Origin of the sequence: Chengkuizengella sp. SCS-71B, from assembly GCF_040100845.1 — a bacterium.
Taxonomy (GTDB): Bacteria; Bacillota; Bacilli; order Paenibacillales; family KCTC-33759; genus Chengkuizengella.
The window spans coordinates 4,203,773-4,226,722 of the sequence record NZ_JAZHSH010000001.1 but is presented as its reverse complement, the minus strand read 5'-3'; the positions used below and the strand labels follow the sequence as shown (position 1 = coordinate 4,226,722).

At 34.4% G+C, this 22,950-nt stretch carries 26 protein-coding genes; 24 read left to right on the top strand and 2 right to left on the bottom strand.

Annotated features, from left to right (window positions below):
• The coding region (locus tag VQL36_RS20635; RefSeq protein ID WP_349251084.1) for a ComF family protein at positions 1-764 on the top strand (764 nt) is incomplete at its 5' end.
• 3 nt (positions 765-767) lie between these two features.
• Here VQL36_RS20635 and VQL36_RS20630 read toward each other — a convergent pair.
• A complete protein-coding gene (locus tag VQL36_RS20630; RefSeq protein ID WP_349251083.1) occupies positions 768-1,286 on the bottom strand; it encodes a type II toxin-antitoxin system VapC family toxin in 519 nt (172 codons plus the stop codon).
• Positions 1,287-1,296: 10 nt separating this feature from the next.
• The gene (locus VQL36_RS20625) at positions 1,297-1,833 is read right to left on the bottom strand and encodes a hypothetical protein (RefSeq protein WP_349251082.1); all 537 of its coding nucleotides are present in this window, start codon (positions 1,831-1,833) and stop codon (positions 1,297-1,299) included.
• 220 nt (positions 1,834-2,053) lie between these two features.
• Between VQL36_RS20625 and VQL36_RS20620 the strand changes: the two genes are divergently transcribed.
• The 23 genes from VQL36_RS20620 to VQL36_RS20510 all read left to right on the top strand — a co-directional run bounded on the left by VQL36_RS20620 (position 2,054) and on the right by VQL36_RS20510 (position 22,924).
• Positions 2,054-2,797 (top strand): DUF4184 family protein, encoded by a 744-nt coding sequence (locus tag VQL36_RS20620; RefSeq protein ID WP_349251081.1) that lies wholly within the window; start codon positions 2,054-2,056, stop codon positions 2,795-2,797.
• A 1-nt stretch (position 2,798) separates the two neighbouring features.
• Positions 2,799-2,975, top strand: a complete 177-nt coding sequence (locus VQL36_RS20615; RefSeq protein ID WP_349251080.1) for a hypothetical protein — start codon at positions 2,799-2,801, stop codon at positions 2,973-2,975.
• Positions 2,976-3,065: 90 nt separating this feature from the next.
• Positions 3,066-3,692 carry an IS607 family transposase gene (locus VQL36_RS20610; RefSeq protein WP_349247501.1) on the top strand — a complete coding sequence of 209 codons (627 nt, stop codon included), beginning with the start codon at positions 3,066-3,068 and terminating at the stop codon, positions 3,690-3,692.
• The gene (locus VQL36_RS20605; protein WP_349247502.1) at positions 3,670-4,800 is read left to right on the top strand and encodes an RNA-guided endonuclease TnpB family protein; all 1,131 of its coding nucleotides are present in this window, start codon (positions 3,670-3,672) and stop codon (positions 4,798-4,800) included. The genes VQL36_RS20610 and VQL36_RS20605 overlap by 23 nt, the downstream gene beginning before the upstream one ends.
• Positions 4,801-5,099: 299 nt before the next feature.
• Positions 5,100-6,401, top strand: a complete 1,302-nt coding sequence (gene nagZ, locus VQL36_RS20600) for a beta-N-acetylhexosaminidase (RefSeq protein WP_349251079.1) — start codon at positions 5,100-5,102, stop codon at positions 6,399-6,401.
• A 441-nt stretch (positions 6,402-6,842) separates the two neighbouring features.
• Positions 6,843-7,262: a flagellar protein gene (locus VQL36_RS20595; protein ID WP_349251078.1), complete on the top strand. Its 420-nt coding sequence runs from the start codon at positions 6,843-6,845 to the stop codon at positions 7,260-7,262.
• A 52-nt stretch (positions 7,263-7,314) separates the two neighbouring features.
• A complete protein-coding gene (gene flgM, locus VQL36_RS20590) occupies positions 7,315-7,629 on the top strand; it encodes a flagellar biosynthesis anti-sigma factor FlgM (RefSeq protein ID WP_349251077.1) in 315 nt (104 codons plus the stop codon).
• 15 nt (positions 7,630-7,644) lie between these two features.
• Entirely contained in the window at positions 7,645-8,142 is a 498-nt protein-coding gene (locus VQL36_RS20585) for a flagellar protein FlgN (protein ID WP_349251076.1), read from the top strand.
• A gap of 24 nt (positions 8,143-8,166) precedes the next feature.
• Positions 8,167-9,735, top strand: a complete 1,569-nt coding sequence (flgK, locus tag VQL36_RS20580) for a flagellar hook-associated protein FlgK (protein ID WP_349251075.1) — start codon at positions 8,167-8,169, stop codon at positions 9,733-9,735.
• A 26-nt stretch (positions 9,736-9,761) separates the two neighbouring features.
• Positions 9,762-10,667 (top strand): flagellar hook-associated protein FlgL, encoded by a 906-nt coding sequence (flgL, locus tag VQL36_RS20575; RefSeq protein WP_349251074.1) that lies wholly within the window; start codon positions 9,762-9,764, stop codon positions 10,665-10,667.
• Positions 10,668-10,684: 17 nt separating this feature from the next.
• Positions 10,685-11,257: a DUF6470 family protein gene (locus VQL36_RS20570; RefSeq protein ID WP_349251073.1), complete on the top strand. Its 573-nt coding sequence runs from the start codon at positions 10,685-10,687 to the stop codon at positions 11,255-11,257.
• 157 nt (positions 11,258-11,414) lie between these two features.
• Positions 11,415-11,861 carry a flagellar assembly protein FliW gene (fliW, locus tag VQL36_RS20565; protein ID WP_349251072.1) on the top strand — a complete coding sequence of 149 codons (447 nt, stop codon included), beginning with the start codon at positions 11,415-11,417 and terminating at the stop codon, positions 11,859-11,861.
• A 2-nt stretch (positions 11,862-11,863) separates the two neighbouring features.
• A complete protein-coding gene (gene csrA, locus VQL36_RS20560; RefSeq protein WP_349251071.1) occupies positions 11,864-12,094 on the top strand; it encodes a carbon storage regulator CsrA in 231 nt (76 codons plus the stop codon).
• Positions 12,095-12,251: 157 nt separating this feature from the next.
• Positions 12,252-13,409 carry a flagellin gene (locus tag VQL36_RS20555; RefSeq protein ID WP_349251070.1) on the top strand — a complete coding sequence of 386 codons (1,158 nt, stop codon included), beginning with the start codon at positions 12,252-12,254 and terminating at the stop codon, positions 13,407-13,409.
• 268 nt (positions 13,410-13,677) lie between these two features.
• A complete protein-coding gene (locus VQL36_RS20550; RefSeq protein ID WP_349251069.1) occupies positions 13,678-14,076 on the top strand; it encodes a flagellar protein FlaG in 399 nt (132 codons plus the stop codon).
• Positions 14,077-14,091: 15 nt separating this feature from the next.
• Complete coding sequence (gene fliD, locus VQL36_RS20545; RefSeq protein ID WP_349251068.1) at positions 14,092-15,618, top strand: flagellar filament capping protein FliD; 1,527 nt, start codon at positions 14,092-14,094, stop codon at positions 15,616-15,618.
• Positions 15,619-15,636: 18 nt separating this feature from the next.
• Positions 15,637-16,032: a flagellar export chaperone FliS gene (gene fliS / locus VQL36_RS20540; RefSeq protein WP_349251067.1), complete on the top strand. Its 396-nt coding sequence runs from the start codon at positions 15,637-15,639 to the stop codon at positions 16,030-16,032.
• Positions 16,025-16,360 carry a flagellar protein FliT gene (gene fliT / locus VQL36_RS20535; RefSeq protein WP_349251066.1) on the top strand — a complete coding sequence of 112 codons (336 nt, stop codon included), beginning with the start codon at positions 16,025-16,027 and terminating at the stop codon, positions 16,358-16,360. The genes fliS and fliT overlap by 8 nt, the downstream gene beginning before the upstream one ends.
• A gap of 69 nt (positions 16,361-16,429) precedes the next feature.
• Complete coding sequence (locus tag VQL36_RS20530; RefSeq protein WP_349251065.1) at positions 16,430-16,648, top strand: hypothetical protein; 219 nt, start codon at positions 16,430-16,432, stop codon at positions 16,646-16,648.
• A gap of 316 nt (positions 16,649-16,964) precedes the next feature.
• Positions 16,965-17,519: a ribosome hibernation-promoting factor, HPF/YfiA family gene (gene hpf, locus VQL36_RS20525; RefSeq protein WP_160643983.1), complete on the top strand. Its 555-nt coding sequence runs from the start codon at positions 16,965-16,967 to the stop codon at positions 17,517-17,519.
• Between the two features lie 647 nt (positions 17,520-18,166).
• A complete protein-coding gene (secA, locus tag VQL36_RS20520; RefSeq protein WP_349251064.1) occupies positions 18,167-20,689 on the top strand; it encodes a preprotein translocase subunit SecA in 2,523 nt (840 codons plus the stop codon).
• Positions 20,690-20,732: 43 nt separating this feature from the next.
• Positions 20,733-21,840, top strand: a protein-coding gene (prfB, locus tag VQL36_RS20515; RefSeq protein WP_349251063.1) for a peptide chain release factor 2 whose coding sequence is annotated in 2 segments (ribosomal slippage) — positions 20,733-20,804 and positions 20,806-21,840 — 1,107 coding nt in all. Because the reading frame shifts where the segments join, the coding sequence is not laid out codon by codon here.
• A 187-nt stretch (positions 21,841-22,027) separates the two neighbouring features.
• Entirely contained in the window at positions 22,028-22,924 is an 897-nt protein-coding gene (locus VQL36_RS20510) for a YitT family protein (protein WP_349251062.1), read from the top strand.
• Positions 22,925-22,950: the final 26 nt, after the last annotated feature.

Here is a 22,950-nt window from a genome sequence, read left to right as displayed (position 1 = left end):
TGGTAGATTCAATGTTTAAAGAAAAAGATCATTTTATTCAAACTCAGCTCCAGCTTTTGCGTTCCTTTTTTTCAAATAACTCTAGAATATGTTTGATCTGTAAAGTAACCCCGCAAGCTAATCATAATTTATCCTTATGTAAATCATGTACTGCAAAGATACCGTGGATAAGCAAAGTTTTATGCCTCAAATGTGGACGATTTGAAGTTTGTCAAGATTGTGATCGCAGATCAAACACCTATTATGAATACAGTCGAAGTGCAGTGGAATACAATGACATCATGCGTGAATGGTTGGCGTTATATAAATACAGAGGGGATGAAAGAATCGAAGATTTATTTATAAAAATGGTAGATTATGCATATCAATTTTTATTAACGTCCACTCCATTAAAGAATTACCCTATAAACTGCTTTACTTATATCCCGTTAAGTGAGCAAAGATTACAAGAGAGAGGTTTTAATCAAGCAGAACGATTTGCGAAAGGTCTGAGTAGACTACATCAAATTCCTGTCGTTAAACTCTTGCAAAGAGTTCGACATACCGAAAAACAAAGTGTAGGCTCTTGGTCAAATCGTTTTTCTAATATACAAGGAGCCTTTGTTATCAATGAAAAAGAATTGAAACGAATAAATAAAGGGAGAGTTATGCGTATCATTGTGATTGATGATGTATATACAACGGGCAGTACGTTAAATGAGTGTGCGAAAGTGATTACGTCTTACTTGCCTGCTAAGGTGTATGGGGTAACTTGGGCGAGGTGATGTTTAAGTATATTTTTCGTTAGGGAGTATAAATCTAGTATGATTCTCTAATCTTCTTTTAATAGGATAATACCATAAATTTCTGATAGGATCATAAAGAGAAATACCAAAGAAACGAGCAATTTGGAAGTCTTTTGTATTGTTAGTAATGATATCTAATTGCTCGTTGATTGCATCCACGGCAATTTTAGAATCTGCTAGTCCAGGTAACTTAGGTTGATAGGGTTTCTTTTCTTTTTGGTGCTGTGCTCTTATCTTCCTAGCCATTCTTCTATATGCGTGTGCTTTTTTATCTTCTGGGTCTGTGACTTCGATTTTAGGGAATGTTTTAATTAACCGTCGCAATGCTGGTCGATGTTTACTATTAATCTCAATGAGTTGAGATCTTAACTCTCCTACGGTTACCATAGAAATGAGAAGAATATCATCATTCACTTCACACTGTTTCATAAAAGTTTCTACTTGAGTATTACCTTGAATATAGAAGCGGACGATGTTAGTATCAATTAAATATCGTTTCATTTATTTTCTCCTATTTCTTTCTGTCTTCTTCAATTTTTTTCATGTTTTGAATAAATGCATCACTTTCTTTTAAAACTTCCTTTGCATCTTTAATATTTGACCACATCATTTGTTTGTTTTTTAACCAGCGCTGACAAAGTGGATTTCCAAATTGTTTTTCAGAAATAATCCAAGAATTTTTTTTCCCTTTAGTTGCTTGAATGTTTTTTTTGTCACACTCCCTGCGAACTAATTGCACTGAGACACCACAAATATCAGCAAATTCATTAGCACTGTAAAATTTTTCACTAGTATTTAAAGGGATTTTTGCAATCTCTGAATAGGGTTTATCAACTAATGAATTTAATAAATTTGCAAAATCAGGTGCACCTGCATCATTAGCTTGGTCTATTAAATCAATAATATCTTTTTTTGTTAAAGTAGTTTGAGCTGTTAAAAAAGTAGCAAGGGTATCTAAAAACAATTGTTGATTCGGATTAAATGAAGCGCTCTGCTCTCTAACCATTTGAATTTGTTCTTTTGGTACGTATTGAATCAAAATGATCACCTCTCTTTCACCTCCTATTATATCGCATATTTCCCTTTTTTTGAATATTCGAAACATACGAAATATAAGTAAATGAATTTTCACAAACTCTATAGTGTTATAATGTGGATAATAGTAAAAATCATTTACAACACACATAAAAATAGGTAAAATATTAAACCTGATTATAGAAAGCTTTATGTCTTAGATGGAATGGAGATACCAATAAAGGAGAATCAATATGCCATTCACTTTCTCACATCCACTATATGCCATTCCACTAAAATGGATTCAACCAAAGTATTTTTGTGTTACGGGTCTCGTCCTAGGAAGTATGTCCCCTGATTTTGAGTATTTCATAGCATTGGAACCCTATCGAACAATAGGTCACTCATTAACAGGATTGATTGTGCAGGCTATTCCTCTAAGTATTTTATTTGCTTTCATTTTTCATAAAATAATAGTTAAAACCCTATCATTACATTTACCCAGTTTCTATAACTTAGATATGAGGTCCTATCAAGTGTTCCATTCATGGCAGTTAAATACGTTTCGAAAATGGCTTGTTTTTTTAACCTCAGTAGTTATTGGCTTCTTTTCTCATATTTTTATAGATGCTTTTACACATACAAGTGGGTATTTTGTTTTAAAATTTTCTTTCTTATCAAATATAATAAATGAGATGTCTGTATATAAGTTACTACAGCACACATTATCTATATCGGGTCTTGTGTTGTTAACCCTCCTATGTTTCCAATTATTGCGTAAACAAAATATTGTACATAGAAAAAGAATCATTAGCCAAAATCAAAAACTAAAATACTGGAGTATAGTTCTATCCATTGCTTTGATAGTTACTATTTTAAAACTTGTATTCACATCAAGCAATAATACTATTGGAATCTTAGTTGTTTCACCCATTTCTGGAACGTTATTAGGCATATTTACAGCATCATTGTTTTATAAAATAAAAGGAGAAATATAAAATGATAGAAACTGATCGTCTCATCTTTCGAAAATACACATTGAAATATTTGAACTTCTTAATTTCAATGACCTCTGACCCAGATGTGATGAAATATATTGGTAAAGGGACAATTTGGACCGAGGATTTTACTAAAGAACGAATGAAATTATGGATGAACAAATATGAAGAAGGGTAATAACAGTTAAATAACAATTATGAAAGTCTATAAAACTTTTTATCTTTTTTATACTATAGTTGGTATAATTAGGATAAGGAGTTGATAGATTTGAAATACTACTCAATAGGCCAATTTGCAAAGTTAATTGGAAAAACAAAGGATACATTGCGAAATTGGGATAAACAAGGAAAATTTAAGCCTGATCACGTGTCAGTTAGTGGTTATCGATATTATTCTCAAGAACAACTTAATCACTTCTTAGGTATTAAAGGAGAAAAGCAATTAAACAAAAAAGTCATAGGTTATTGTAGAGTGTCCTCCCATAAGCAAAAAGATGATCTTGAAAGACAGATAGAAAACGTAAGAACCTATATGTTAGCAAAAGGTTATCAATTTGAAATCATTTCTGATATTGGCAGTGGGATTAACTACAATAAAAAGGGATTAAATCAACTCATAGATAAGATTACGAATTCAGAAGTAGAGAAAGTAGTCATCCTTTATAAAGATCGTTTAATTCGATTTGGTTTTGAATTAATAGAAAATCTATGTGACAAATATGGAACAACAATTGAAATTATAGATCACACGGAAAAAACCGAAGAACAAGAATTAGTTGAGGATTTAATTCAAATTGTGACTGTGTTTAGTTGCAGACTTCAAGGTAAAAGAGCCAACAAAGCTAAGAAAATGATTAAGGAGTTAGTTGAAGATGATCCTAGCCAAGAAAATTAGAATCAAGCCGAATGAAGAGCAAGAGCAGAAGCTTTGGCAATCCGTTGGTACAGCAAGATTCATCTACAACTGGACATTGGCAAGACAAGAAGAAAACTACAACAACGGTGGGAAGTTTATCTTAGATGGTACGTTGAGGAAAGAACTAACCCAATTAAAGAAAACTGAGTTGCAATGGCTAAATGAAGTGTCAAATAACGTGGCTAAACAAGCTGTTAAAGATGCTTGTAATGCTTATAAACGTTTCTTTAAAGGTCTGGCTGACAAACCAAAGTTTAAGAGCAGACGTAAAAGTAAACCATCGTTTTACAATGACACGGAAAAGTTGAAAGTAAAGCCAATGAAAGTGTTGATCGAAAAGGTAGGATGGGTTAACACAACTGAACAAATTCCGATGGAAGTGAAATACATGAACCCTAGAGTAAGTTTTGACGGAAAGTACTGGTATTTATCCGTTGGAGTGGAAGAAGAACAATCGAAAATTGAATTAACAGATGAAGTTATCGGTGTTGATGTAGGTATTAAAGATTTAGCTGTATGTAGTAATGGAATGACGTTTAAAAATATAAACAAAACAAAAAGAATCAAAAAGATGGAAAAGAAGTTGCGTAGGTTGCAACGCACCCTATCAAAAAAATATGAAATGAATAAGGAGGGAAACCGTTTCGTCAAAACATGCAACATTATAAAACTCGAAAAGAAAATAAAGTTAGTACACCGTAAATTAGCAAATATAAGAAACAATTATTTGCATCAAACAACGAATGAGATCGTGAAAACCAAGCCATCTAAAGTTGTTATGGAAGATTTGAATATTAAAGGCATGATGAAAAACAAACATTTATCCAAAGCGATTGCAAAACAATGTTTACATGAGTTTAAAAAACAAATGGAGTACAAATGTAAGTTTTATGGAATTGAATTAATACTCGCTGATAAATGGTATCCATCTTCTAAGACATGTAGTTGTTGTGGAGAAGTAAAAAAAGACCTTAAACTATCAGATCGTACATACCAATGTAATTCATGTGGTTTGGTGATAGATCGAGACTATAATGCAAGTCTGAATCTATCAAACTATCAACAAATCAGCGTAATATCACTTTAAAAGATATCGTTGATGTGTACCATTCGTTGTATGGGAATTTACGCCCTTGGATGTGTTATATCAAACGAGAGTAGCCATGGCAAAATCGGACACGATGAACAGGGAAATAAACATGACTTTATAGAGTTTTATAAGGTTTTGGCAACGGTCATATTAGTTTAATGTTAGCCATTAGAAAATCAAATCAATCTTTTATCGGACATGCAGGGCTTCTTCCACAAGAAGTAGAAGCAGAAATGTGGTCCATCCATCGAAAAATAAAGTGATGAGGAGTTATCCTTGAGGAAGGAATGAATGACATGAACAAATGGGTTTTAGTACCCTTCATTATCATAATTAGTTTTCTAACAGCCTGTCAGAGTGCTGATCCCATAGATTTAAGAGATACCCCACCCACAGGAATCCCAAAGTCTAATCCTTCGGTGGGAATAGATGCAAAAGATTCAGCTCCACCAAATGAGGATCAATCTTCTTTCATAGAAGATGAACAAGAACAAGATCCAATCATTCAACAACTTGAACAAATGACATTAAAACAAAAAATCGGTCAACTTTTTGTAGTAGGTTTTGATGGTTTGGTACCAAATGATCAAATTAAAACCTTGATTCAAAATCACCATGTTGGTGGCATTATTTTATTTAGTAGAAATATTGAAACAAGTAAGCAGCTTATACAGCTAACCAATGATTTAAAGCAACTAAATCAGTCCAATCAAGTCCCATTATTTATCTCTGTAGATGAGGAAGGCGGTAGAGTGTCTCGTTTGCCAAGCAACGCGACCAAATTCCCATCCAATTTATTTATAGGGGGAAAGGATAATCCTCTCCTAACTCATGATATCGGGCTAGTGATTGGTAAAGAATTGGCAGCACATGGTATTAATATGGATTACGCACCTGTTTTTGATATTTTCAGTAATCCCCAAAATACAGTTATCGGAGACCGTGCTTATGGAACAACACCAGAAATAGTTAAAGAACACGGAACCGCATTTATGTTCGGTTTGCAAAAATCGAATGTCATACCTGTAGTGAAACACTTCCCTGGACATGGTGATACTATTGTTGATTCACATATAGGTTTACCTGTAGTTTATAAAACGGTAGAGCAACTGAAAGAACTAGAACTTCAACCATTTCAAGAAGCAATACAGGAAGGTGCAGATGTAGTGATGGCTGCCCATATTCAATACCCTAACCTAGATGGGAGTGGAAGACCTGCATCATTATCAAAAATACTCATTACGGAGTTATTACGAAATGAAATGGATTTTCAAGGTGTTGTTATCACGGATGATATGGAAATGGGAGCGATTAAAAAACATTACAGAGCAGGAGAAGCTGCGGTATATGCTGTCCAAGCTGGGATGGATCTTTTACTTTATTCACATCAATATGATTTGCAATTAGAGGCAATACAATCAATTGAAGTGGCTGTTGAAGCTGGAGAGATTTCTTTACACCAGTTAAACGAAGGTGTAGAGAGGATATTAAGGTTAAAGGAAAAATATCGCATAAATGATGCTCCTTTATCTGAAGCAGGTCTTGAGGTTGTAGGTTCTGAGGAACACCAAGCTGTAAGAGATCAGCTAATAGATTAAATAGTGCATTTTCAATTACTGAGTGGTATAATATGTATATTAATTGATACAATAAAAAAGAGTCGGGTGCCAGCCGACTCCGTGTACAACTCATTTTGGTAGGAACTCCTTCCAAAGTAAAAAGTGAAGGGAATAACCCACTAGGCGTCAACCATAGAGTGGGGTTATTTCCTTTTTTCAATATATGTCAACAGTGCCAGAAGAAATATTCCGAACATGATCACATCGACAAAGGAAATGTTCATAAGCATCACCTCCTTTTCAGGAAGGAGCTTTCCCACTCAAGTTGAAGTTGTACAAGGAATAGTATACCATAATTTTCTACATTTTAATGCAATAATTGACAATATAGTAGTATACACACTAACCTTCTTCAGGTATGATATATTAATAAAAAATAGTTTATTTTGGTAGGATATATAGAAATCCGAGGTGTATATTATGTCTATAGATCAATTAAATAATTGTATAAATTGCGGTCGTTTATTTGTGAAGAACGTTAGTAACATCTGTCCAAGATGTGTGGAAGATATCAATCAACAATATGAAAGATGTACGGAATATATAAAAGAGAACCGCGCGTGTACGATTTATGAATTAAGTGAAGAAACAGATGTATCCGTGCGTCAAATCACACAATTTATTCATGAAGGTCGTATTTTAATTGGTGAATTGGTAAACTTAGGTTATCCTTGTAATTCATGCGGGCAATTAATAAAAGTAGGAAAAATATGTGATAACTGCAGCCTTAGAATTGCGAGAGAGGTTCGTGATGTAACAAGTAGAAATGCTGAAGAAGAGCAAGAGGAAGCAAAGGCTTCTTATCTACATAAGAACAGCAACATGAAAAAGAAATTATAAAATGATGAATAACTATAAAGTTTCTCAACAAACTCGCCGATAATAACAGTAAATGACGATCGGCTTATTTGTATGTAAAGAGATTTGTGAGGTGATTCACATGAAAATTAATAAAATCAATCCAGTAAACGCGATTCAAAACTATCGTCAACAGCAGGATATAAACCAAGAAAAGAAAGCAAGTAAAAAAGCTATGCAGCGGGATGAAGTGCAAATTTCACCTGAAGCGAAAGAATTGCTGGATACAAAACCAACGGAACGAGAAGAGAAAATAGAAGACTTAAAACAAAGCGTTTCTAATGGAACGTATCAAGTAGAGCCCAACAAAATCGCAGAGAAACTATTACCGTATTTCAAAAAACAATGAAAAAGGTGAGAGAGCATGTCAGTTTATGACATAGTACAACATTTAGAAATGTTGGATCAGCTTCACTTCAAATTAATAGAGCTTGGTAAACAGAAAAAACAAATCATAATTGATAATAATATAGAAGAACTTACGAAAATCATGAATCAGGAATCAATGTTGTTAAAACAAATTACAGAAATAGATTCTAAACGGGTGAAGACTGTTGAAACTACCGTAAAACAAAAAGGAATGCAGCCGAATCCAAACCTTACCATTACGCAGTTAACAAGATTCATCATTGATCCAGAGGAACAAAAAGCTTTGGAGGCTGCACAGAATAAACTTTTGAAAACTATGGATGAAATGAACCATGTGAATAAATTGAATCAACAATTAATCGAACAATCTTTATCTTATATTAATGTGACATTAGAAACGGTATTGGGTACAGCAGACGACAATGTGACCTATCAAAATCCATTAAAGAATCAGCATGGTTCTCGTAAAGGAATATTTGATGTGAAAGGTTAAAAAAGCTAGCGAAGGAGGGTACATATGGGATCTACATTCGGAGGAATAGAAATCGCCAAACGTTCTTTAACTGCACAGCAAACGGTAATGAATACGATTGGACATAATATAGCAAATGCAAATACAGTGGGGTATACTAGACAATCCGTAAATCTTGTCGCTTCTAAACCTATGGAAGCTCCAGGTTTCATGAGAAGTACAAACCCAGGTCAAATTGGACAAGGGGTAGATTTCGATTCCATTAATAGAATTAGAGACAGATTTTTAGACGATCAGTATCGAAATGAGCAAAAATATCTCGGGGAATGGTCTATAAAAGAAGATACATTACAAAAATTAGAAGCCATATTTAACGAACCTTCTGAAACAGGATTAACGCAAGTTCTCGAGAAGTTTTGGAACGCATGGCAGGATGTTAGTAATGATCCAGAAAATGTTACAGCACGTACTGCATTAAAAGAAAATGCACTGGCATTAACAGATACTTTGAATCAATTAGATAAACAGCTCAATGATTTTGCGAAAGATTTAACCGAAAATATGAACGTAAAAATGACAGAAGCAGATAATATACTGACGCAAATTACAAATTTAAATAACGAGATTTTTAGAATAGAAGGAATGGGCGATAATGCAAATGATCTAAGAGATCAGAGAGATTTTCTCGTGGACAAGCTTTCCAATATCGTAAATATCGATGTTTCTGAAACAGAAAATGGCTACTCAATCACTATGGGTAATATTAGTTTAGTAAATGGGATTAATAAAGAATTTACATTTGATGAAGCCTCTTTAAACAGCAGTATTTCTTCTGGAGATTTAAATAGCGGTGAACTATACGGTATGGTTCAATCAAGGGATGAATACGTGTCAGAATATGCTTTTCAAATAGATGCTATGGTAAAAGCTTTGGTAGAAGGTGACGTAGAAGTGACACTTCCAGAGGGTTCGGTAATTCCTGAAGGGACAACTTTAAATGGGATTACTTATACTGGAACAATAGAAGAAAGAACATTAGGAGCAGATACAACCGTAACCGTTAAAGGTTTGAATGGAATACATGAATTAGGTTATTCTCTTGAAGATCCTCCACAATCGGGCATTCCATTTTTTACTTTAAAAGAGGGTGCTACGGAATGGGATGCGAGCAGCATTACTGTAAATCCAGAGATTCAGGATAACCCTTCCAAAATTGCTTCATCGTCACGAGTTGACGAAAGTGGAAAAGTAATTTTTGGGAATAATGATATTTCATTGTTAATTGCGGGATTGAAAAATGTAGATTTAAGTTACACCTCAGGTACAGCAGGAGATCCAGTGCTGTCAAACGGAACCTTTGATGAATTTTTCCGATCCATGATTGGACAATTAGGTGTTCAGTCACAAGAAGCGAGTCGACAAGTAGATAATCAACTAGTGTTGGTACAGCAAGTAGAAATCAACCGTTTATCAGTTAGTGGAGTATCTTTAGATGAGGAATTAGCGGATATGATCAAATTTGAACAAGCATATAACGCTTCCGCACGGATGATGACAACGATTGATGAATTGTTAAATAAATTAATCAACGGAACAGGTCGAGTAGGACTATAGAAAGCTGATTGAAGGAGTCGTTGAAGATGAGAGTTACTTCAGGAATGATGAATGCACAATTATTAACGAATTTAAATAATAACCTTGAAAGAATGACGAAATATCAAGAGCAATTATCATCTACAAAAAAATTAAATAAACCTTCAGATGACCCAGTTGGTGTTACTTATGCACTAAGATACCGATCTGATCTATCAGCAAACGAACAGTTTACTGAAAATGTAAGCTCAGCACTTTCTTGGTTAGAGTATTCAGATTCGATCTTAGATCAAACAAACGATGTATTAGATCGTGTACGAGAACTAACAGTACAAGCCTCCAACGGAACGAATGATGATTCTGCTCTTAATTCCATTAAAGAAGAAATGGAAGAGCTGTATGGGCAATTAGTAACGATAGGAAACAGTGAGTTTAATGGAAAGTATGTATTTAACGGACAACAAACAAACATAAAACCGTATACTGAAGGCAATGCAAAAAATGAGTCCACGGATACAGGCCAGATCCTATATGCAATTGGAGAAGGAACGAAGATGGCTGTAAACGTAACAGGCGATCAAGTATTTGGTGGATTAAACCCGGATGGTACACCACAAGCAGATAACGCATTTAAAGTAATCGATGATATTATGACTCAATTGGAAATTGGTGATTTTGACGCTCTTTCAAATAGCTTAGGAACACTTGACTCTCGAATAGATAAGCTGTTGAGTGTTCGTGCGGAGGTTGGAGCAAGAACGAATCGAGTGGAGCTGACTAAATCTAGATTAGAGGACAACGATATTAATCTGCAAACTGTACTTTCTAAAACAGAAGATGCCGATTTGGCATATGTTATGACGAAATTAACGGAGAGTGAGTACGTATATCAAGCGGCACTTTCTGTGGGCGCTAATATGATCTCTGTAAGTTTAGTAGATTTTCTAAGATAAAAAGGTGGTAGGTTCACATGGCTTCCATTCCTCGTATTCAAATATTCCAGCAATATGCTCAGATTGGTTTAGACATTACACAAGGTAAAACCGAGATGAAGATGCCACGAGCTACATTTGAAATGAAATCGAACAATCCCAAGATGTTGGTTACTTCCAGCGGAAAAGCTGAATTAAGAATTAATCAAGATAGAGCTTGGGATGCAATGGCTATTGGAGACCATTTAGCCTATATGCAAAATGTATACCAACAAGGAAAACAGATTTCGTTGCAGGGAATAGAACGAAGGGTACAAAATGGGGATAGATTAGCCGCCATTCATTTAGGTGGAAATCCCATTGGGGAAATTGCCAAACAACAAGCATTTGCTGAAGTACCTGTATACACTACAGGACCTGCCTCAAGACTAAATGTGGACGTTCAAGTGAACCCAACCAAAACAGAGATCGGTTTAGAACGAGGTTCAGTAGAACTTCAATCACAGCAAATACCGTTTGAAATATCTCGTGATCGGAGTAAGGTGAATTTATATTTATTACAAAAGAATTCTCTAAATGTACAACCTCCACAAGTGGATATGCAAATATAATTTGAAAACTGTAGGTGTAATTTTCCTATAGTTTTTTTATGACTTAATAATTTATAAATTTTCCAAATTCTAAGTTTCAATAAAAGCTACCACTAATCCTCCAATAGAGCTTTTGTTATAATAGAATGAATGAAAATGGGATAGGAGCGTGTTTTAAATGAAAATAAGTACGAAACATTTTGGAGAAATTGAAATTGATGAGAGCAAGATTATGACATTTACTCAAGGGTTACTAGGTTTTGAAGATGTAAAAAGCTATGCATTGCTTCAACTAGATCAAGAAATCCCATTAACCTATATGCAAGCAGTCGAGGAACAGGATTTAAATTTTATTATATTAGATCCATTTCAATTTTTTAAGGATTACAATGTAGAGTTATCAAATGAAATACAAAAAGAGCTGGATATTAAAGAACCTTCGGAAGTTGCGATTTGGTCACTTGTATCCATACAAGATAACTTAGAAAACGCTACATGTAATTTAATTGCTCCTATTGTGATGAACATAAGAACAAAACAAGGTAAACAAATCATCCTTCACAATTCTAGTTATACTACAAAACATACCTTTATTCCTAAAAAAGTTGAAGTGGAGGGTGGATAAACATGTTAGTGCTGACAAGAAAAAAAGGACAATCCATCATGATCGGAGATGAAATTGAGCTAACCATCATTGAAACAGAAGGGGAAACCGTTAAAGTAGGAATTTCGGCCCCTAAAGAGGTACAAGTTTATAGGTCTGAAGTATATGAGGCCATCAAACTTTCGAACCAAGAAGCTGCGAATTTGAAGGTTGATCCGACAAAATTACATACGTTGTTTCAAAAAAAGACATAAATCAAACTTTTTTTTAAAATTTTTAATTTTACTATAAAGTTTTTAACTAGTTCGTTCGATATATATAATAAGCTTATTTTACTAGGTAATTTTACCCAACAAAATAGCAAACCACACGGATGTGGGAAAACATTACATTTCAAGGAGGAAGAATATTATGATTATTAATCACAATATTACAGCTTTAAACACGTACAACCAATTAAGTTCAGCAAACACCAGTGCGGGTAAATCCATGGAGAAATTATCTTCTGGTCTTCGTATTAACCGTGCAGGGGACGATGCAGCAGGTCTTGCAATCTCCGAAAAAATGAGAGGGCAGATTCGAGGTTTGGATCAAGCTTCTCGTAACGCTCAAGATGGAATTTCAATGATTCAAACAGCAGAGGGAGCATTACAAGAATCCCAATCAATTTTACAACGTATGAGAGAACTAACAGTACAAGCAAACAATGGAACAAATGCTGATGAAGATTTACAAAAAATACAGGATGAAATTGATGAATTAGTAGACGAATTAGACGGAATTTCTGAAAGAGCACAGTTTAATAAACAGAACCTTCTTGATGGTTCATTAGGTGCGGAAACAACTGCATCTGGAGATGCATTTGATTTTGAAAATGGTGGAATATTAGAAATAACGAACTTGAATGGTGCTGACCTTGATGACTTTATAATTTCTGCGGCTGATGGTGCAGCTCCTGCGCCAGATGAAATCATTTTAACAAATGTTAATACTGGTGAGTCAGATACTATTAATGTTGCTGACCATACTGCATTAACTGCTGACGAGCAAGTTTTAAATTTTGAAAAATTTGGTATTACAATAGAAGCAAAACATCAAGATTTATCAGATTTGGCAGGGGCAACACCTGCTTTAGATGGGTCTTTCACAGTTGGTACAAACGGTACACAATTCCAAATCGGAGCTAATCAATCCCAAACATTATCAGTAAGTATAGATAGTATGGGTGCTACTGACTTAGGAAACATATTAAACATGTCACAAATTAATGTAACTGATTTTGATAACACTGACTTTAATGATCAATTACAAGCGATTGATGAAGCAATATCTCAAGTGTCTGCACAACGTTCCAGTTTAGGTGCTTGGCAAAATCGCTTGGAACACACAATTAATAATTTGAATACATCTTCTGAAAATTTAACTGCGGCTGAATCACGTATTCGTGACGTAGATATGGCAAAAGAAATGATGTCATTTACTAAAGACAACATCTTAAGTCAGGCTTCCACTGCGATGTTAGCACAAGCAAATCAATTACCTCAAGGGGTACTTCAACTTTTAGGTTAATTAAAATAAAACATATCGAGACCTTAGAATTATTTTCTAGGGTCTTTTTCTTATAACATAAGAATTTATAAGTTTTAACAAATTCAAAGTTTTAACAAAAACTAAGAAGGATTTGAAGACATCTCCGAGAGACTCCAATAGGATTTTTTGTTCTATTTGCATTTTGAATTGACTTATTTATTTTGATTAACCTTCTAATAAATATGTTAATAAAATTCAACAAAAGTTCCGATATATAGATATATAGAATGATCGAGGAGGTTTTTTGATGAGTATGGAGCTATCACTTGATTCAAATTCGCCAAAGTTATCTCAATCCACTGATGAAGGAATAAATCAGATAAACTCTTTAAAGGTCGGTCCAACATCTGAATCAGAACAACTTGCTAAAACGGTTTCACAATTAAAAAAAGATGAAGCTGATGGGGATATACTATCTGTTAGTGAAAAGCAATTAGTTAATTTAGTGAAACTAGCAAATAAAGCGATGTCATTAGCGCCAACATCATTAGATATATCAGTACACGAAAAAACAAATGATATTATGGTAAAAGTAATGAACAAAGAAACAGGAGAACTGATTCGAGAGGTACCTCCTGAAATAATAGTGGATTTATTAGCTAAAAGTTTAGAATTGGCTGGCATCATTATAGACGAACGTAGATAGAGAGGAGAGATACTTATGGCAATTAGATTTACAGGGATTGCATCAGGAATAGACACTGAGTCAATTGTACGGGACTTAATGAATGTAGAACGATTAAAATTAACAAAAGTAGAACAAAAAAATCAGATTACAGAATGGAAAAGAGAAGATTATTTGGATCTTAATTCGAAAATATTAGATTATCGAAACAATAAAGTTTTTAATTATACATTACAAGGAACATTATCGAGTAAAAAGACCCAGCTATATGGGGATACAAGTTCTATAAGTGTAAATACAAATAACAATGCTTTTAATGGGACGATACAAATTGAAGTAATGGGTTTAGCAACGGCTGCAAGTAATTATAGTAGAGATTCTATTGCTAACGATGATTTCGATTCAGGCCAATCATTACAAAGTCAAGAATCTAATTTGAATGATGGAGCAACATTACCAGGTACATATACTTTTTCTATTAATGGTACTGAAATAGAGGTTAATACAGCTGAAGATTCTTTAGATGACATTATTAAAAAAATTAATGATAATACAGATGTAAGTGCTTTTTATAGTGATACAGAAAAAAAAGTATCATTTATTGCTAAAAATACTGGTGCTTCGACTATTCAGTTTGATGATTTGAATGGAGATTTTCTTTCAAATATATTGAGTATAAACCCACTGACTGATCCAGGTGATCCGAATAGTCAAGATACATCTAATGAACTTGCTGGTACCAATGCTGTAGTGAAAATTAATGGACTAGAGACACATCAAAGCAGTAATAAATTTGATGTGAATGGAGTAGAGATTACTTTACAAAATGTCGGATCTCCAACTACTATTGAGGTATCTAGTGATGTGGATGCAATGGTAGATTCAATAAAGCAATTTATAGAAGACTATAATGAAATATTAACATCTTTAAATGAAGAAGTGCGAGAAGAACAATATCGTGATTATGCTCCTCTCACTGAAGATGAAAAAGATGAATTAACCGAGACGGAAATTGAACTATGGGAAGATAAAGCAAGAAGTGGTTTGTTAAAAAATGATGATTATATCACGGGTGCAATAGATTCTATGAGATCAGTAGCAAGTATAGGAGTAGATACTGGAAGTGACATATATAAAACCTTAAGTTCTATTGGTATTACAACAGGGTCTTATGATGAAAACGGGATACTGCATTTGGATGAGGACAAACTTCGTGAAGCAATAGAAGCTGAACCAGATTCTGTTGTAAATATGTTTACTGCATCACCTTCCTCAGATGATAGTATGTCTGGTGCAGGAGTAGCAGAAATTATTTATGAATCTTTAGGGAATACATTAAGTCAAATAACAGAAGTAGCTGGCTCATCAACTACTTCGTTTGATGAGAGTATCTTAGGGAAAGAAATGAGAGAATTAGATAAAGAAATAGAGGAATGGGAAGATCGATTGATTCTAATTGAAGATCGATATTATGATCAATTTACTGCTATGGAAATGGCCATGCAAACTTATAATAGTCAACTCGAGTATATATTAGGCGCATTTGGAGGACAACAAGCATAATAGATTGGGGGAGTTAAAATGTACCAAAACCAACAAAACAAATACTTACAAACATCGATTCAAACCGCATCACCAGCAAAATTATTAATCATGTTATACGATGGGGCCATTAAATTTAGTAAATTAGCCATCGTAGCGATTGAAGACAAAAATTATGAAGCTGCGAATACAAACATTGTGAAAGTACAAAATATTATCAATGAATTTATGGTGACCTTGGATCAAAAAGCAGATATTGCAAAAGACTTAATGAAATTATATGAATATATGATGCATCGCATAACAGAAGCGAACATGAAAAAAGACGTGCAAGCTATGGAGGAAGTGATTGGATTTCTTCAAGAATTAAGAGAAACATGGGTTGAAGCTAATAAGTCGCTGAATACAAAATCTAAAGAGGTTCAATATGGATAGTTTGATCTCACAACTAGAGAGTTTAACAAAACAAACGTATGATCAACTTAGTTCCATGAACTACGAACAGTTAGCACAGTTTGTACAAAAACGGGAAGAAATCATCAACCAAATAAAGAATATTAAAATTACAGATGAACATATACAAAAATATCAGAAACTGATTCAAAACATTACGCAGTATGATCAACAAATTTTAGAAAAAATGAAAAGGTTAAAAGACGAAGCATCACAAGAACTTCATAAAATACAATCTGGGAAAAAACAAAAAACAGCATATCAAAATACGTATACTGCAGACAGTGTGTTTTTTGACAGAAAGAAATAATGTCTTTCGTTTATTTTAATCTTGTAATAAAATAATAATAATATAGATGAATTTGTAAGGAGTTCTGAAATGGACCAAGAGAGTAAACAATTATTAAAAGCGTTAGTGGATGGACAAAGAGAAGTAAAAGCTAAATTAGACAGTCTTGAGTTAAAACTTGCACATGAATCAGGTTTAATACGAAAAGAGATGAGAGAAGGATTTGAACGTCTTGAAAAAAGCGTTGATTATTTAGCAGGAAAATCAGGACAACATGAAATGGAAATAGAATTATTAAAAGCTCGTTAATTTCAAGAATAACAATATTTACGCGAGACGAATGGAAGCTCTACAAGGGGCTTTTTTTTGTTGAATTAACCACATAATTAATATCCCTTTAACATTAAGTGTGTCATAAAATAATCCACATTATCCACAAAACCTATATAAAAACCTGTGGATTATGTGGACAAATATGTGAATAACCAATGAAAACAAGCTTTCATTTATATAACTAATTGTTTATATCCAAATTTTCAAAAAACATTAACAATTTTAAGCTCCAGGGATTTTGAACAGATTATATGAATATGATAAAATAAGATTAGGAAGGAGGAGTTACATTATGAAATATAATATCCGTGGAGAAAACATTGAAGTGACAAGCGCATTAAGAGATTATGTAGAGAAAAAGATAGGTAAATTGGAAAGATATTTTGATGCTCCCCCTACATCAGATGTACATGTAACATTAAGTGTTTTAAAAGGTTTACAGAACGTTGAGGTGACCATTCCTTTAACGGGTGTGATTTTACGAGCAGAGGAAAAAAACGAGGACATGTATGCTTCTATTGATTTGGTATTAGACAAATTGGAGAGACAAATCAGAAAGCATAAAACAAAAGTAAATCGTAAATTCCGTCAAGAAGGTAGTTTGAGAACACTATTTAAGGAAAATGGAAACTTATTTTCTCAAACAAATTTAGAGGAAGAAGATGACCTCGAAGTTGTAAGAAACAAAAAATTCACTTTGAAACCGATGGATTTAGAAGAAGCAATTTTACAAATGAATATGGTAGGACATAATTTTTTCGTTTTCTCAAATATGGACACACAAGATGTTAATGTAGTATATAAAAGAGACGATGGTAAATACGGTCTAATTGAACCAGCAAAATAAAAACTAAATAATATACATGACTAAGAAGCTTGATCCTTTGGATCAAGCTTTTTACATACTCACTTGAAAAACAGTAGACATGGTGTAGAAGCGACTTTTGCAAAGATCATTTAAATAAATTAGAAATTGCAATGGAGTCTCGGAAACTGTTTTTCTTTCTTTGTATTCTTTTCTCTCTCTTCCCCGCCTGCATATAAATTGTATATTGTTGTGAGTGACTTTTGCGGGCTTAGCAAGTGGAACGAATGGCAATATACAATTTGTATGCTTTTCTTAATCTTATTTTAATCTTTTATTAAGGAACGTTTCATCTTCAATTTGTATAATGAACTTGTGAACAATAACAACCATTCCCTGAATCAACCACCTTTTATTAAGAAGACTCGCCCTCTCCCAAGGCGAGTTTTCTACTTTTATCCAGCTACATTTCACTTAAAATAGTTCAAATTTTCAAACATTACTCATATGAATCATTCATATTCTTGAACGCAATACTACAAACTGATACAATTTATACATTAATACAAATTTAAAAAGTTCCGTTTTCAGCACCGATGTTGTATTAACTCTACAATTTACTTCGTGATCAAAAGGGGACTTTTTAAATAACGTCATTATGTAATTTTAGGGAAAGGGGTTCTTCGACGATGATAGGACTCGTTAAAAAAATATTAGGGGATCCAAATGAGCGCGAACTCAAGCGTATCACAAAAAAGGTTAATCAAATTAACGAATTAGAACCGAAATTTGAAAGCTTGTCAGATACCGAATTAGCGAATAAAACAATTGAATATAAAGAAAGATTGGCTAAAGGTGAAACTTTAGATGATTTATTACCTGAAGCGTTTGCTACCGTCAGAGAGGCTTCAAAACGAAAATTAGGCAAACGTCATTTTGATGTACAGATGATTGGTGGAATCGTACTTCACGAGGGTGAAATCGCTGAAATGAAAACAGGGGAAGGTAAAACCCTAGTTGGAACACTTCCGGCATACTTAAATGCTTTGACTGGAAATGGCGTTCACGTCATCACAGTGAATGATTACTTAGCAACAACCCAAAGTGAAGAAATGTCTCAAATTCATGAGTTTCTTGGTTTAACTGTTGGTGTTAACTTAAATGGAATGTCACACGATGAAAAAAGAGCAGCATACGGTTGTGATATTACTTATGGTACCAACAATGAATTTGGATTTGATTACTTGCGTGATAATATGGTGTTATATCAAAATCAAATGGTACAGCGTCCATTATCTTATGCCATCATAGATGAAGTCGATTCAATTCTAGTTGATGAAGCACGTACTCCATTGATTATTTCAGGACAAGCAGCAAAATCGACTGAATTGTATATCACTGCAGATCGTTTAGTTCGTACATTTAAAATAGAAGAAGATTTTACAGTAGACATTAAAGTTCGTTCTGTTACATTAACAGAAAACGGAGTATCAAAGGTTGAAAAAGCTTACGGTGTTGATAACTTATTTGATCACCAGCATGTCACTTTAAATCATCACATTACACAAGCATTAAAAGCTCATGCCATTATGAAACGAGATACAGATTATGTTGTACAAGATGGCGAAGTAGTCATTGTTGATGAATTTACAGGTCGTTTAATGGCGGGAAGAAGATATAGTGAAGGGTTGCATCAAGCCATTGAAGCAAAGGAACATATGGAGATTCAAAAAGAAAGTATGACCTTAGCGACGATTACATTGCAAAACTTCTTTAGAATGTATCAGAAGTTATCAGGGATGACAGGGACAGCAAAAACTGAAGAAGAAGAATTCAGCAAAATTTACGGTTTAAATGTCATCGTGATCCCTACGAACAAACCGATGATTCGTAAAGATATGCCTGATGTGATTTATAAAACGGAAGAAAGTAAGTACAAAATGGCCGTGGAAGAAATCATGAACCGTCATCAAACCGGTCAACCAGTACTTGTGGGAACCGTATCCATTGAAAATTCAGAACTTATATCTAAGCTGCTTAAGAAAAAAGGAGTTCCTCACCAAGTATTAAATGCAAAACACCATGAAGAAGAAGCCGAAATTGTATCTCGTGCAGGTCAAGATGGAGCCGTTACAATAGCTACCAATATGGCAGGTCGTGGTACGGATATCATGTTAGGTTCAGGAGTAGCAGAAAAAGGTGGTTTGCATATTATAGGTACAGAACGTCATGAAAGTAGACGTATAGATAATCAGCTTCGTGGACGTTCAGGACGACAAGGAGATCCAGGGTCTACTCAGTTTTATCTGTCTCTTGAAGATGAACTTATGCGTCGATTTGGTGCTGAGAACATTATGAGTATGATGGATCGATTAGGATTTGAAGAGGATCAACCTTTAGAAAGCAAGATGATTTCTAAAGCCGTTGAATCTGCACAAAAACGTGTTGAAGGAAATAACTTTGACGTGCGTAAAATCGTATTGCAGTATGATGACGTTATGAATCAACAGCGTTTAATCATCTATAAGCAGCGTAGAGAAGTACTTGAATCTGAAAACATTCGTGATGTATCCATTGAGATGATTTATTCCGTCATTGATCGCATTACAGATGCTCATTGTCCTTCAGAGCAAGTTCCAGAGGAATGGGATTTAAAAGCCATTATCGACTATGCAAATGGAACCTTCTTACATGAAGGCCAGCTGACAGAAAAAGAGCTAAAAGGTAAAGAAAAAGAAGAAATTGTTGAATTAATGAAAGATTTAGTGAAACGATTGTATGACGAACGCGAAGTGCAATTAGGCGAACAAATCATGCGTGAGTTTGAAAAAGTAGTCGTGTTGCGTGCAGTAGACCGTAAATGGATGGATCACATCGATATGATGGATCACATGCGACAAGGGATTCATCTTCGTGCTTATGGGGGTACAGATCCATTGCGTGAGTATCAGTTTGAAGGCTTTGAGATGTTTGAAAGTATGATCGCAAGTGTCCAAGAAGAGGTTTCCACTTACATCATGAAAGCAAACGTACAGGCAAATGTTCAACGTGAAGCCGTTGCAGAAGGTCAAGCTCAAGATCCAAAAGCAGCACGAGAAAGACAGAAGCCAAAAACGCAACGTCGTACAGAAGAAAAAATTGGAAGAAACCAACCTTGCCCATGTGGCAGCGGTAAGAAATATAAACAGTGTCATGGGAAAGAACAAGCATAAATAAGCGAAAGAGAAAGCTACAAACAGATAGGAGAGTTTTAATATGATAGAACCTGAAGTGAAACAAGACATGCGAGAAATCGCAAACCGAATTACACAATTACGGGGGTCTCTTTGACTTAGATCTAAAACAAGAGCAGATTGCCAATTATGAAGAAAAAATGTCAGCCCCTGATTTTTGGGATGATCAGAATAAAGCACAAAAAGTCATCTCAGAGGTAAATGCTATTAAATCTGTAGTTGAGCAGTTTGAAGGTCTCGCGACAGAGTCTGAAGATACAATGTTGATGCTGGAGCTTGCTGAAGAAGAAAACGATGAAAGCTTAGTAAGTGACATTATAGCAAGTATCAAACAGCTTCAGCAAAAACTAGAAAGATATGAATTGCAATTATTATTAAATGAACCTTATGATAAATTCAATGCATATTTAGAGCTTCATCCAGGGGCAGGCGGTACAGAATCTCAGGATTGGGCAGAAATGCTGCTTCGTATGTATCGAAGATGGGCGGATAAAAAAGACTTTAAAGTAGATACTATTGATTATTTACCTGGTGATGAAGCAGGAGTGAAAAGTGTTACTTTATTAATTAAAGGCCATAATGCATATGGATATTTAAAAGCAGAAAAAGGTGTCCATCGATTAGTCCGAATTTCACCCTTTGATTCGTCTGGTCGCAGGCATACATCATTTGTGTCCTGTGATGTTGTACCAGAAATTGATGACGATGTAGAAATTGAAATCAATACTGAGGATCTTAAAATAGACACGTACCGAGCTAGTGGTGCAGGCGGACAGCACATTAATACAACGGATTCCGCCGTAAGAATCACTCATATTCCTTCTGGAGTCGTCGTGACTTGCCAAAATGAGCGTTCACAAATTAAAAACAGAGAGCAAGCGATGAAAATGTTAAGATCCAAGTTATATGAGAAGAAAATTGAAGAACAACAGAAAGAACTTGCGGAAATACGTGGGGAACAACAGGAAATTGGTTGGGGCAGTCAAATTCGCTCTTATGTGTTTCATCCATACAGTATGGTGAAAGATCACCGTACAAATGTGGAAACAGGGAATACTGACGCGGTGATGGATGGAGAACTTGATTCATTTATTGATGGTTATTTAAGAAAACAAATAGATCAAGACTAATGAAAACATCATCAGATAACAGAAAGATATCCTGCATATCTATATATGTAGGGTGTTTTTTTGTGTAATAAGGGAGGGCTCTTATACTTATAATAAGGGCATGTCCTCATAAGTAAATGAAAAAAACAAATTTTTAAATCATGATCTCATTATTGTGGGTATATTATTAAAGGAGAAATACATTCAAATGCAAAACAAAACACAAACGAAACGTTCACGCAGAAAAGAACCATTCATTCAATACGGGACTACAGTTTATCATATTATAGAATATCTTCAATTGTTTATAGGTACTTTTATTGTTGCTTTCAGCTTTAACTTGTTACTAAATCCGAATGAAATAGCTACAGGTGGAGTCGTTGGGGTATCCACTATCTTAGATTCTTTATTTAACTGGGAACCCGCAATAACACAATGGATTATTAATATTCCTTTATTTATAGCAGGTGTGATTTTAGTAGGAAAGAAGTTTGGTGTAAAAACAGCAATTGGCTCCATTATTACACCGCTATTTATTTTACTAACAAACGATTTAACACCTCCAACCAATAATTTATTATTAGCCACCATTTTTGGTGGAGTTGGTTTAGGTCTAGGATTAGGCATCGTTTTTCGAGGTCGCGGTTCTACAGGTGGAATGGATCTAGCTGCTCAAATCATACATAAATATACAGGATTAAGCCTAGGATTATCCCTTGCTGTTTTAGATGGATTAGTGATTTTGACAGCAGGTATTGTCATTTCTCCAGAAAATGCGATGTATGCTTTAATCGGGTTATTTGTCACTAGCAAAACGATCAATGCTGTACAAATTGGATTATCATATTCTAAAGTTGCATATATTATAACGAACGAAACAGAAGCCGTACAAGAGGCGATTATACAAGAGTTAGACCGTGGTTTAACAAAGCTTTCAGGATACGGTGGATACACAGAGGAAGAAAAATTAGTATTTATGGTCGTAGTTGGGCAAACAGAAGTTACTAAACTTAAAACACTTGTTAAAACCATTGACCCTAATGCGTTTATTATCCTGAGTGACACGAACGAGGTATTGGGGCAAGGATTTAAATTTACGTCTTAAAAATTTAGAAAAAAAGACCATTGAAT

Bases quoted from the DNA above. Each gene is read 5' to 3' on its own strand.
- flgK (WP_349251075.1), top strand. From the start codon at position 8,167: ATGGGATCTACATTCGGAGGAATAGAAATCGCCAAACGTTCTTTAACT.
- VQL36_RS20620 (WP_349251081.1), top strand. From the start codon at position 2,054: ATGCCATTCACTTTCTCACATCCACTATATGCCATTCCACTAAAATGG.
- secA (WP_349251064.1), top strand. From the start codon at position 18,167: ATGATAGGACTCGTTAAAAAAATATTAGGGGATCCAAATGAGCGCGAA.
- VQL36_RS20595 (WP_349251078.1), top strand. From the start codon at position 6,843: ATGTCTATAGATCAATTAAATAATTGTATAAATTGCGGTCGTTTATTT.
- VQL36_RS20605 (WP_349247502.1), top strand. From the start codon at position 3,670: ATGATCCTAGCCAAGAAAATTAGAATCAAGCCGAATGAAGAGCAAGAG.
- VQL36_RS20550 (WP_349251069.1), top strand. From the start codon at position 13,678: ATGAGTATGGAGCTATCACTTGATTCAAATTCGCCAAAGTTATCTCAA.
- fliD (WP_349251068.1), top strand. From the start codon at position 14,092: ATGGCAATTAGATTTACAGGGATTGCATCAGGAATAGACACTGAGTCA.
- fliS (WP_349251067.1), top strand. From the start codon at position 15,637: ATGTACCAAAACCAACAAAACAAATACTTACAAACATCGATTCAAACC.
- VQL36_RS20555 (WP_349251070.1), top strand. From the start codon at position 12,252: ATGATTATTAATCACAATATTACAGCTTTAAACACGTACAACCAATTA.
- flgL (WP_349251074.1), top strand. From the start codon at position 9,762: ATGAGAGTTACTTCAGGAATGATGAATGCACAATTATTAACGAATTTA.
- VQL36_RS20630 (WP_349251083.1), bottom strand. From the start codon at position 1,286: ATGAAACGATATTTAATTGATACTAACATCGTCCGCTTCTATATTCAA.
- csrA (WP_349251071.1), top strand. From the start codon at position 11,864: ATGTTAGTGCTGACAAGAAAAAAAGGACAATCCATCATGATCGGAGAT.
- VQL36_RS20530 (WP_349251065.1), top strand. From the start codon at position 16,430: ATGGACCAAGAGAGTAAACAATTATTAAAAGCGTTAGTGGATGGACAA.
- fliW (WP_349251072.1), top strand. From the start codon at position 11,415: ATGAAAATAAGTACGAAACATTTTGGAGAAATTGAAATTGATGAGAGC.
- VQL36_RS20510 (WP_349251062.1), top strand. From the start codon at position 22,028: ATGCAAAACAAAACACAAACGAAACGTTCACGCAGAAAAGAACCATTC.
- hpf (WP_160643983.1), top strand. From the start codon at position 16,965: ATGAAATATAATATCCGTGGAGAAAACATTGAAGTGACAAGCGCATTA.
- flgM (WP_349251077.1), top strand. From the start codon at position 7,315: ATGACGATCGGCTTATTTGTATGTAAAGAGATTTGTGAGGTGATTCAC.
- VQL36_RS20615 (WP_349251080.1), top strand. From the start codon at position 2,799: ATGATAGAAACTGATCGTCTCATCTTTCGAAAATACACATTGAAATAT.
- VQL36_RS20585 (WP_349251076.1), top strand. From the start codon at position 7,645: ATGTCAGTTTATGACATAGTACAACATTTAGAAATGTTGGATCAGCTT.
- VQL36_RS20570 (WP_349251073.1), top strand. From the start codon at position 10,685: ATGGCTTCCATTCCTCGTATTCAAATATTCCAGCAATATGCTCAGATT.
- fliT (WP_349251066.1), top strand. From the start codon at position 16,025: ATGGATAGTTTGATCTCACAACTAGAGAGTTTAACAAAACAAACGTAT.
- nagZ (WP_349251079.1), top strand. From the start codon at position 5,100: ATGAACAAATGGGTTTTAGTACCCTTCATTATCATAATTAGTTTTCTA.